We start from the raw sequence: 9,965 nt of genomic DNA, 5'->3' as shown, positions 1-9,965 counted from the left end.
ACCGGATCCAGCTCCGGCCGCGTCGCGTCCCCGAACGGATCCCGGCCCTGCCAGCCAACGGTCCACAGACCGAACGTGAACTTGTCCTCGGGGGTGGGGTTGAAGCGCTTCGACATCGTGCGGCCCTTGCTGTCGTACCGTCGGCTCCCACGCCGGACGGTTTTGTTTGATGGCATGACTAATACGTCACGGAGGGGCTTCCGCGCTAGCCCCAGCGAGCCCCCTTCGTTCCGTGAGGGCGCCGTTCCCTTCGGTGAACAGGCCAGTTCAGCGGCCAAAAGACTGCGCCGGGGCCCTTCCGCGTTGATTTGTTTTGTGTACGATCAAAATGCTCCTGAGACGTCCCGCACCGCCATCCGACCGCTCTCGCCCCACCCGAGGAAGATCATGAAGTTCACCGACGGCTTCTGGCTCGTCCGCGAGGGTGTGCACCTCTCGTACGCCACCGAAGTACGCGATGTCCGCGCCCAGTCGAAGCGCTTCACCGCCCACGCTGCCGTGAAGAAGGTGACACGGCGGGGCGACACACTCAATGCCCCGCTCATCACCGTCGACTGCTTCTCGCCGGCCGAGGGCGTCATCGGCGTCCGGGTCACCCACCACGCGGGCAAGCGGCGCCCCGGCCCCGACTTCGTCCTGAGCGAGGTGCCGGACGGCGCCGGCGAGGTGCGCCAGGACGGCCCGGTCACCGAGCTGACCAGCGGCCCGCTCACCCTGCGCCTGGACCGCTCCGGCCCCTGGGGCCTCACCTTCCTGGGCGCGGACGGCCGGGAGCTGACCCGGGCGGACGCCAAGAGCACCGCGTACGCCACCACCGGCGAGGGCGCCCACCACATGCTGAGCCGGCTCGCGCTCGGCGTCGGCGAGCAGATCTACGGCCTCGGCGAGCGCTTCACGCCGTTCGTCAAGAACGGCCAGGTCGTCGACGTCTGGCAGGCCGACGGCGGCACCAGCAGCGAGCAGGCGTACAAGAACATCCCGTTCTACCTCTCCTCGCGCGGCTACGGCGTCTTCGTCAACCACCCCGGCGCGGTCTCCTTCGAGGTCGGCTCGGAGTCGGTCGGCCAGGTGCAGTTCAGTGTCGAGGACCAGACGCTGGAGTACTACGTCGTCGCCGGCCCCACCCCGAAGGACGTCCTCGGCCGCTACACCGCCCTGACCGGCCGCCCGGCGCTGCCCCCGGTCTGGTCCTTCGGCCTGTGGCTGAGCACCTCCTTCACCACGTCCTACGACGAGGCGACGGTGACGTCCTTCGTGGACGGCATGGCCGAGCGCGGCATCCCGCTCTCCGTCTTCCACTTCGACTGCTTCTGGATGCGCGAGTACCAGTGGTGCGACTTCGAGTGGGACCCGGACGTCTTCCCGGACCCCGAGGGCATGCTCAAGCGCCTGAAGGAGAAGGGGCTGCGGATCAGCGCCTGGATCAACCCGTACATCGCCCAGAAGTCCCCGCTCTTCGACGAGGCGGCGGACCTCGGCCACCTGGTGCGCAAGCCCAACGGCGACGTGTGGCAGTGGGACCTGTGGCAGGCCGGCATGGGCCTGGTCGACTTCACCAGCCCCGACGCCCGCGCCTGGTTCCAGGCCAAGCTGAAGCCGCTGCTCGACCAGGGCGTGGACTGCTTCAAGACCGACTTCGGCGAGCGCATTCCCACCGACGTGGTCTGGCACGACGGCTCCGACCCGGAGCGGATGCACAACTACTACACCCAGCTCTACAACCAGACCGTCTTCGAACTCCTGGAGCGGGAGCGCGGCCAGGGCGAGGCGGTCCTGTTCGCCCGCTCCGCGACCGCCGGCGGCCAGCAGTTCCCGGTGCACTGGGGCGGCGACTGCTGGTCCTCCTTCGGTGCGATGGCCGAGTCCCTGCGCGGCGGCCTGTCGCTGTCGCTGTCCGGCTTCGGCTTCTGGAGCCATGACATCGGCGGCTTCGAGGGCACCCCCGACGAGGCGGTCTTCAAGCGCTGGCTGGCCTTCGGCCTGCTCTCCTCGCACAGCCGGCTGCACGGCTCGTCCTCGTACCGGGTGCCGTGGGAGTTCGGCGAGGAGGCGGTCGACGTGGCCCGCCGCTTCACCCTCCTCAAGCACAGCCTGATGCCCTACCTCTACGGCGCCGCCGCCGAGGCGCACCGCACCGGCGTGCCGATGATGCGGCCGATGGTCCTGGAGTTCCCCGCCGACCCGGCCTGCCGCCCGCTGGACCGGCAGTACATGCTCGGCTCCGACCTGCTGGTCGCCCCGGTCTTCACCGAGGACGGCGAGGTCGAGGTGTACCTCCCCGAGGGCACCTGGACCCACCTGCTCAGCGGCGAGCGGGTCACCGGCCCGGCCTGGCGCACCGAACGGCACGGCTACGACAGCCTCCCGCTGTACGTCCGCGAGGGCGCCGTACTGCCGCTGGCCGCCGACGACCAGCGGCCCGACGGGGACTGGCTGGCCGCGCCGACGCTGCTCGTCCACCCGACCGCCGCGCCCGATTACGCGGCCGAGGTCACCGTGCCGGACGCGACGGGCGCGCCCGCCGCGACCTTCCGGGTGCGGCGGGACGGGGACGTGCTGCGGGTGAGCGCCGAGGGGACGCAGCGCGCGTTCACCGTCCAGGTCGCGGGCGGGGAGCGGGGCGCGGGCACCGGAGAGGTGACGGTGCCGCTCGGCTGACGGCCGTACCGCGGGGAGCCCCGGGGGGTCTGCCTCCGGGCTCCCCGCGTGAGGGATCAGTGACCAGCCGCCAGCTGCTCGCGCAGCACCGCCCGCGCGGAGACCGGCTCGCGGCCGATCAGACCGGCCAGCGTCGGGTCGACGGTGGCGAACTCACCGGCCCGGGCGGCGGCGAAGATGCCCAGCAACTGCTCCGCCGTGCTCGCGGGCATGCCGTGACCGGTCATCTCCGCCAGCCACTGGTCGTCCGGCACCGTGACCCGGGTGAGCGGGCGGCCGGTGATCTCACCGGTGAGTGCGGCCAGTTCCTCGAAGGTCAGCGCCGGTGCCCCGGTGAGCGGGGGAGTGGGACCCTCGAAACACCCCTCGTCGGCCAGCACGGCGGCGGCCGCCTCGGCGAGGTCGGGGTGCGCGGTCCAGCTGAACGGCCCGTCCGCCGGCAGCACCAGCCGGCCCGACGCCACCGCCTGGCCGATGAAGTGCGCCGCGCTGGCGGCGTAGAAGCCGTTGCGCAGCGAGGTGAACGGCACTCCCGAGGCGCGCAGCGCGTCCTCGGTGGCGGCGTGGTCGCGGCACGCCTGGAAGTGCGAGGACGGGTTCGCCCCCATCTGGCTGGTGTAGAGGATGCGCCGGGCGCCCGCCGCGACCGCCCCCTCGATCGCCACCCGGTGCTGCTTGACGCACTCCTCGCCCATCTTGTCGACGGAGACGACGAGCACCTGCGAGGCGCCCTCGAAGGCGTGCGAGAGCGTGGCGACATCGGTGAAGTCGCCCCGCCGCACCCGCACCCCCCGCTCGGCGAGCGCCCGCGCCTTGTGCGGGTCGCGGACGCTGACCCCGACCTGGTCGGCGGGTACGCGGTCGAGCAGCCGCTCGACGATCTGACGGCCCAGTAGGCCGGTGGCTCCGGTAACGATGATCATGACGCGCTCCAGTGTTCACGGCGATTTGTTTCCAGTGGAAACACTGTGACGATAACACTGGAAATAACAGTGGAACCACTGGCGGAGTATCTTTGCTCCATGTCTTCACGGGAGCAGACCCGGCAGCGGGTCATCGAGGCCGCCATCGACCTGCTGACGCGCGGCGGGCGGGACGCGGTCACCACCCGCGCGGTCGCCGACGCGGCGGGCCTCCAGCCGCCGGCCATCTACCGGCTGTTCGGCGACAAGGACGGGCTGCTGGACGCGGTGGCCGAGCACGGCTTCACCGCGTTCCTCGCCACCAAGCACGTCGACCCCGACCCCGCGGACCCCATCGCGGACCTGCGGGCCGGCTGGGACGTCGCGGCCGAGTTCGGGCTGTCCAACCCGGCGCTGTTCACGCTGATGTACACCGAGCCCGCCCGGACCGCCTCGCCCGCCTTCGCGGCCGGCATGGAGATCCTGATGGGCCGGGTGCGGCGGCTCGCCGCGGGCGGCTGGCTGCGGGTCGACGAGCGGCTCGCGGCGCAGATCATCCACGCCACGGCGCGCGGCGCGGTGCTCACCTGGCTGTCCCTGCCACAGGACCGGCGCGACCCCGCGCTCCTGACGTCGCTGCGGGAGGCCATGGTCACCGCGGTCACGCACGAGAAGCCGGCCGTGCGGGAGGCGGGCCCGGCGGGCGCCGCCCGGGCGCTGCGCGCCGCGCTGTCCGGTTCGGCGTCGCTCAGCGCGGCGGAGCGGCACCTGCTGATGGAGTGGCTGGACCGGCTCGCGGCGGAGGGCTGAGAGTGCTTCCGGCGCTTCCGGAGCGGTGCTCTCAGGCCGGCGGTGCGGGCGGTGCCAGCTCCGGCGGGTGTTTGTCCCGCCCGCCCGGGTGGCGGTGCCGCCAGATCCAGAACACCGCGCACGACACCAGCGCCCACCCGGTCAGCACCAGGAACGGGAAGGCGTGCTGGTGCCCCGCGAAGTACACCGCCGTGTGCTGGGCGTTGACCGAGGCGCCCGGCGGCAGCCACTGCCCGATCACGCCCAGCGCGGACGGCAGCAGCGGCCAGGACACCGCCCCGCCGGACGACGGGTTGCCCAGCAGGATCATGACGCCCCAGGTCGGGAGCATCGCCCAGCGCCCGAACAGGGTGTTGAACATGGTGAACGTCATCCCGCTGGCGAACATCGTGAACGCGAGGATCAGCCACGACTCGACGAACGGCAGGTCGAGCGCGCCCAGCAGCCAGTCCACGACCGCCGCGATGGCGAACGCGCCGAGCAGCGCGTAGGCGAGGGTGAAGGCGATCCGCTCCAGCGGGGTCAGGGCGCGGGCGTGCACGCTGAGCTGGATCGCGCCGACGAAACCGATGATCACCGCCGCCAGCGAGATGTAGAAGATCGCCAGCCCGCGCGGGTCACCGTCCTGGAGCGGATTGACGTCCCGGACGCTGACCGTCACCCCGGTGGCCTTGCCCACCGCCGGGGCGGCCTGCTCCAGCAGTTCCGCGACGGAGGAGCCCGAGGCCGACGACACGTCCAGCCGCACCTGCTGCCCTTCGTCGCGCAGCTCGAAGATCGCGAAGACGGTCTGCTGCTCGACGGCCTCGACGGCCGCCGCCCGGGAGTCGTAGGCGTGGGTGCGCACCGAGGAGTTGAGCGCCTTGCCCAGCCCGGCCAGGAACGCCTTGCCGCGGGCCTCGTCGTAGGAGCCGACGACGGCGGTCGGAAGCTGGTGCGGTGTCGGGTTGGCCATGGTGTACGTGTACGACCCGGCGAACAGCCCGGCCGCCGCCGCCAGGATCAGCACCAGCACGCTGGCCGGCCACCACGGTCCCTTGCGGAACCGGGTCCAGTGGCCCTCCCGGGCGTGATGACGCGGGTGCGGGGGGCCGTCAGGGGCCGTCTCCGGAGTCTCGTCCACGTTCGCTCGTCCTTGTCCGGGCTGATTCGGGCCGGTCCGTGCGGCGCGGTGCGCGACGGGCCGGCCCCGGACGACACCGCCCGGAAACCGGCCCTGTCCCGCTCGCGCCCCGCGCTCAGACCCGTACCAGCGGCGTGTCCACCAGGTGCTCGGCCACGAACCAGGCCTGGAGTTCATTGGTGCGGATGACGTCCGAGACCAGGATGTCGTTGGTGCCGTCGTCGCCCTGCTCCTGGACCACGGCGGCGGCGTCGTGGCAGTCGGCGAGGATCTGCTCGTGCGCCTCCAGCAGCCGCGACAGCATCGACGGCACCTCCTCGACCCCGTCCGGCGGGCGGCGGATCGTGGTGATCTCCGCGACGTGCCGGGGGTCGCCGACCGAGACCCCGCCGAGCGTCTGGACCCGCTCCGCCAGGGTGTCGATCAGCGCCAGCTGCTCACCGGCGTGCTTGTCCATCAGCAGGTGCAGCTGGTAGAACGTCGCCCCGCGCATCAGCCAGTGGTACTTCTTGTACAGGTCGTGCAGGATGCGGGTGTCCGCCAGGACCTTGTTGACCCGCTGGGCGGAGTAGAGGCGGGTCTCCATGGACAGGGCCAAGGGGAACTGCTTGACGGTGCCGAACTCCTGGATGACCCGGCCCTGCTGGTGCAGCCACGGCTGACTGCCGTCGGAACGGGACGCCGGCGGTGCCGGCCTCGGATCGGTGCTCACGCCTGAACTCCTTCCACGGGGAAGCCGAAGGTGAGTGCCGGTGCCTCGCGCGACCGGACTCGGCCCCCTGCGACAGTCGATCAGCCGTCCGCCGGGCCCGCAAACGCTGCGGCCCGAGCGAGGCACCCGGCCCGGACGGGGAGGTTCCGGACGGACCGCGCGGAGGGGTTGTCCAGGCGATCGCCCGCCGCTTAGGGTCAGCCGCGGCGCAAGCGCTTTCTATCACCGCTTTCCATCATCGCTTTCCAGCTCCTTCCCATCACCGCTGCCTGCCACGTCGTCGCGTCCGAGGAGGACCCCGTATGCCCCCGCTCCCCGCCCGCCGCCGAGTGGCCGTCGTCGGCACCGGCGCCATCGTGGCCGGCGGCCATCTGCCCGCCCTGCGGGCCCACGCCGACCGGGTCGAACTGGTCGCCGCCGTGGACGTGGACCCGGCCCGGCTCGACGCCTTCCGGGCCGAGGCGGGCCCGCAGGTCGCCGGGTACACCTCGACGGGCGCGATGCTGGACGCCGTACGCCCCGATCTCGTCCTCATCGGCACCCCGCCGGCCCTGCACCGCGAGCAGACGGCCGCCGCGCTCAAGGCGGGCGCCTGGGTGCTGTGCGAGAAGCCGCTGTGCCTGTCGCTCGCCGAGTACGACGACATCGCGGCGGCCGAGGCGGCGTCCGGCGCCTACGCCTCCGTCGTCTTCCAGCACCGGTACGGCTCCGGCGCCGCGCACGCCCGCCGGCTGATCGCCGACGGGGAGCTGGGCACGCCGCGGGTCGCCCACTGCCAGACCACCTGGCACCGCGACGCCGCCTACTACGCGGCGCCCTGGCGCGGCCGCTGGGCCACCGAGGGCGGCGGCCCGACCATGGGCCACGGCATCCACCAGTACGACCTGCTGCTCCATCTGCTCGGCCGGTGGACGGAGATCCGCGCGATGGCCGCGCGGCTGGTGCACGACACCGAGAGCGAGGACGTCTCCACCGCCCTGGTGCGCTTCGAGAACGGCGCCCTGGCCACCGTAGTCAACAGTGTGCTCTCGCCCGACGAGGTGAGCCGGGTACGCGTGGACTGCGCGGACGCGACCGTGGAGCTGACCCACCTGTACGGCCACCGCAACGCCGACTGGACCTACACCCCGGCGCCGCACGTCGACGCCGAGCGGGCCGCCGCCTGGCGCGCTCCCGCCACCGACGTGCCCAGCTCGCACACCGCGCAGCTCGGCGCGGTCCTCGACGCGTGGGACGCGGGCACCCGCCCACCGGGCAGCGGCCTGGAGGCCCGCGCCACCCTGGAGTTCGCCGCCGCCCTGTACAAGGCCGCGTTCACCGGACGGCCGGTACGCGCCGAGGAGATCGGCCCCGGCGACCCGTTCTACGCCGCCATGCACGGCGGCCACCCCGACTGGGCCCCCGGGGAGCGCGCGTGAGCGACCGCATCCGCGTCATCCGCACCCACGGCGAGGACATCACGGTGACGACGGCGGACGGCACGGAGATCCTCCGGTACGTCCACCGCCCCGACCCCGACCCGTTCGAGTCCCGCAAGCCGTACGCCCACCCGGTGCGCACCCTGGCCGGGCGCACGGTGACCGGGTACCGCCCCAACGACCACCGCTGGCACAAGGGCGTGCAGATGACGGCCAGTCATCTGTCCGGCCAGAACTTCTGGGGCGGCAACTCCTATGTGCCCGGCGAGGGTTATCTCGCGCTGCCCGAGCGGGTCGGCTCGATGCGGCACGACGGCTTCCCGGACCTGACCGTCGAGCACGACCGGCTGGCCGTCACCGAGCACCTCACCTGGGTCGAGCACGGCGGCGCCGAGTGGGCCCGCGAGGAACGCGGACTGACCGTCCACTCGGTCGACGAGGCGTCCGGCTCCTGGGCCCTGGACTGGGCGATCCGCCTCACCAACATCCGCGCCGAACCCCTGGTCTTCGGCTCCCCGACCACCGCGGGCCGGGAGCTGGCCGGCTACACCGGCCTCCAGTGGCGCGGCCCCCGCGACTTCACCGGCGGCACCGTCTTCACCCCGGACGGCGAGGGCGCGGAGCAGTTGATGGGCACTCAGGGGCCGTGGCTGGCGTTCAGCGCCGAGCACGACGACGTGGACGCCCAATCCACCCTGGTCTTCGCGCACGCCCCGGAGAACCTCGACGCGCGGGCCGCGATCCACCCCTCGCACTGGTTCGTGCGGGCCGAGCCGGTCCCGACCGTCGCGTTCTCCTGGGCGTTCTTCACGGAGTTCGAACTGCCGCCCGGGGAGTCCTTCGCCTACCGCTACCGGCTGGTGGTCGCCGACGGCGCCTGGGACCGGGACCGGGTCACCGCCCACCTGGCCGGCCTGCCGTGGTGATCCGCTCCGCGCGGTGACGCACGGGACGGGAGCGACGGCTGTTCAACTCCCGTTCCCCGGCGCTCGCCAAGAGTTGACGGCGCATTGGGAGCAGACGGGTGTGAGGCGACCCGCGGGACGCGCATCATCTCCCCATGAACCCGCGGCCCGAGGGGCGGGCCGCGGCCTCATGGAGGTGTGGGATGCACCGCAGAAGACTCGCGACCGGGCTTGCCGCCTCGGCCCTCTCCGTCCTCACCGTGGTCGCCACCGCGACGGCCGCCGACGCCGTACCCGCCGACAAGCCACAGGTCTTGTCCAGTTGGACCCAGACCAGCGCGTCGAGCTACAACCAGTGGGCCGCCGCCCGCGCCAACCAGGCCGCCTGGTCCGCCTACGCGTTCGACTGGACCACCGACTACTGCTCCTCCTCGCCGGACAACCCGCTCGGCTTCCCCTTCACCATGTCCTGCGCCCGGCACGACTTCGGCTACCGGAACTACAAGGCCGCGGGCACCTTCACGATCAACAAGGCCCGGCTGGACAGCGCCTTCTACGAGGATCTCAAGCGCGTCTGCGCCCGCTACACCGGCGCCACGAAGACCACCTGCGACGGCACGGCGTGGACCTACTACCAGGCCGTGCGGACCTTCGGCTGACCGCACCCGTACCGGCCCCGGGCCGTCGCCGCCAGGGTGAGTGCCGCGCTGGCGATGCCCAGCACGGCCCCGGCGGCCACATCGCCCGGATAGTGCACGCCGGTGTGGATCCGCGCGTAGCCGACCGCGCCCGCCAGCGCGCCGAGCGGGACGGCGGCCGGCGGCAGCACCGTGCCGACGGCGGTGGCGAACGCGACCGCGGCCGCGGTGTGGCCGGACGGGAACGCCGCCGACGCGGGCATCGGCACCCGCCGGTCCACCGTGACCCGGGCGGCCTCCCGGTCCGGCCGCGGCCGGCGCACCAGCCGCTTGCCGAGCAGATCGGCGCCGACCGAGGCCACCGCGAGCGAACCCGCGCCGAGCACCGCCGCCCGGCGCCCCCGGCCCCCGCACAGGGCCAGCGCGGCGGCGACCCCGAGGGAGATCTTCGAGTGGTCGGCGGCCCGGGACAGCCGGCGCAGCGTCCGGTCGAGCGCCGGGGTCGGGGTGGCGGCCACCGCGGCGTACAGGGCCCCGTCCACGGCCCGCAGATCACGCAGTACGGCGGCGGAGGCGGTCGGCTCGGTCATGTGCTCCTTCTCCCCAGACGCTCCGTTCATCAGCTTGACCCCTACCGGACCGGGCGGCGCCCCGGCCGGACCCGTACGGGTCACGTGGCTCGGTTCCCCGGACGGAAGGAGCGCAGCCGCAGCGAGTTGCCCACCACGAAGACGGAGGAGAAGGCCATCGCGGCTCCGGCGATCATGGGGTTGAGGAGTCCGGCGGCGGCGAGGGGGAG

General features: G+C 72.8%; 9 protein-coding genes and 1 pseudogene. 5 read left to right on the top strand and 5 right to left on the bottom strand.

All coding sequences use genetic code 11. From position 1 onward, the window contains the following. Positions 1 to 116: pseudogene (locus tag ACTT8P_RS36950) on the bottom strand (xylose isomerase); the annotation flags it as partial. Positions 117 to 387: 271 nt separating this feature from the next. Between ACTT8P_RS36950 and yicI the strand changes: the two are divergent. Further along, positions 388 to 2,658 carry an alpha-xylosidase gene (gene yicI / locus ACTT8P_RS36945; RefSeq protein ID WP_442836178.1) on the top strand — a complete coding sequence of 757 codons (2,271 nt, stop codon included), beginning with the start codon at positions 388 to 390 and terminating at the stop codon, positions 2,656 to 2,658. 56 nt (positions 2,659 to 2,714) lie between these two features. Here yicI and ACTT8P_RS36940 read toward each other — a convergent pair whose 3' ends face one another. Continuing rightward, the gene (locus ACTT8P_RS36940; protein WP_442836177.1) at positions 2,715 to 3,581 is read right to left on the bottom strand and encodes an NmrA family NAD(P)-binding protein; all 867 of its coding nucleotides are present in this window, start codon (positions 3,579 to 3,581) and stop codon (positions 2,715 to 2,717) included. Positions 3,582 to 3,680: 99 nt separating this feature from the next. On the opposite strand from ACTT8P_RS36940, the gene ACTT8P_RS36935 reads away from it, so the two are divergent. Further along, positions 3,681 to 4,370 (top strand): TetR/AcrR family transcriptional regulator, encoded by a 690-nt coding sequence (locus ACTT8P_RS36935; RefSeq protein ID WP_442836176.1) that lies wholly within the window; start codon positions 3,681 to 3,683, stop codon positions 4,368 to 4,370. Positions 4,371 to 4,401: 31 nt separating this feature from the next. On the opposite strand, the gene ACTT8P_RS36930 is transcribed toward ACTT8P_RS36935, so the two are convergent. Both ACTT8P_RS36930 and ACTT8P_RS36925 read right to left on the bottom strand, forming a co-directional pair. Continuing rightward, positions 4,402 to 5,493: an ABC transporter permease gene (locus ACTT8P_RS36930; protein WP_442836175.1), complete on the bottom strand. Its 1,092-nt coding sequence runs from the start codon at positions 5,491 to 5,493 to the stop codon at positions 4,402 to 4,404. 115 nt (positions 5,494 to 5,608) lie between these two features. Then, positions 5,609 to 6,205, bottom strand: a complete 597-nt coding sequence (locus ACTT8P_RS36925) for a Dps family protein (RefSeq protein ID WP_442836174.1) — start codon at positions 6,203 to 6,205, stop codon at positions 5,609 to 5,611. Positions 6,206 to 6,507: 302 nt separating this feature from the next. Here ACTT8P_RS36925 and ACTT8P_RS36920 point away from each other — a divergent pair, with 302 nt between their 5' ends. The 3 genes from ACTT8P_RS36920 to ACTT8P_RS36910 all read left to right on the top strand — a co-directional run bounded on the left by ACTT8P_RS36920 (position 6,508) and on the right by ACTT8P_RS36910 (position 9,187). Next, a complete protein-coding gene (locus tag ACTT8P_RS36920) occupies positions 6,508 to 7,623 on the top strand; it encodes a Gfo/Idh/MocA family protein (RefSeq protein ID WP_442836173.1) in 1,116 nt (371 codons plus the stop codon). Further along, on the top strand, positions 7,620 to 8,549 hold the full coding sequence (locus ACTT8P_RS36915; RefSeq protein ID WP_442836172.1) for a PmoA family protein: 930 nt from the start codon (positions 7,620 to 7,622) through the stop codon (positions 8,547 to 8,549). The genes ACTT8P_RS36920 and ACTT8P_RS36915 overlap by 4 nt, the downstream gene beginning before the upstream one ends. Before the next feature lie 182 nt (positions 8,550 to 8,731). Continuing rightward, positions 8,732 to 9,187, top strand: a complete 456-nt coding sequence (locus tag ACTT8P_RS36910; protein ID WP_442836171.1) for a phospholipase — start codon at positions 8,732 to 8,734, stop codon at positions 9,185 to 9,187. Here ACTT8P_RS36910 and ACTT8P_RS36905 read toward each other — a convergent pair. Next, positions 9,160 to 9,756: a phosphatase PAP2 family protein gene (locus ACTT8P_RS36905; RefSeq protein WP_442836170.1), complete on the bottom strand. Its 597-nt coding sequence runs from the start codon at positions 9,754 to 9,756 to the stop codon at positions 9,160 to 9,162. The genes ACTT8P_RS36910 and ACTT8P_RS36905 overlap by 28 nt on opposite strands. Between the last annotated feature and the right edge of the window lie 209 nt (positions 9,757 to 9,965).

The sequence above is a fragment of the Streptomyces sp. JW3 genome (genome assembly GCF_052216785.1).
In the GTDB taxonomy this organism is placed as follows: domain Bacteria; phylum Actinomycetota; class Actinomycetes; order Streptomycetales; family Streptomycetaceae; genus Streptomyces.
Note: the sequence above shows the minus strand (reverse complement) of the source record. Positions and strands in the feature narration are given on the sequence as shown.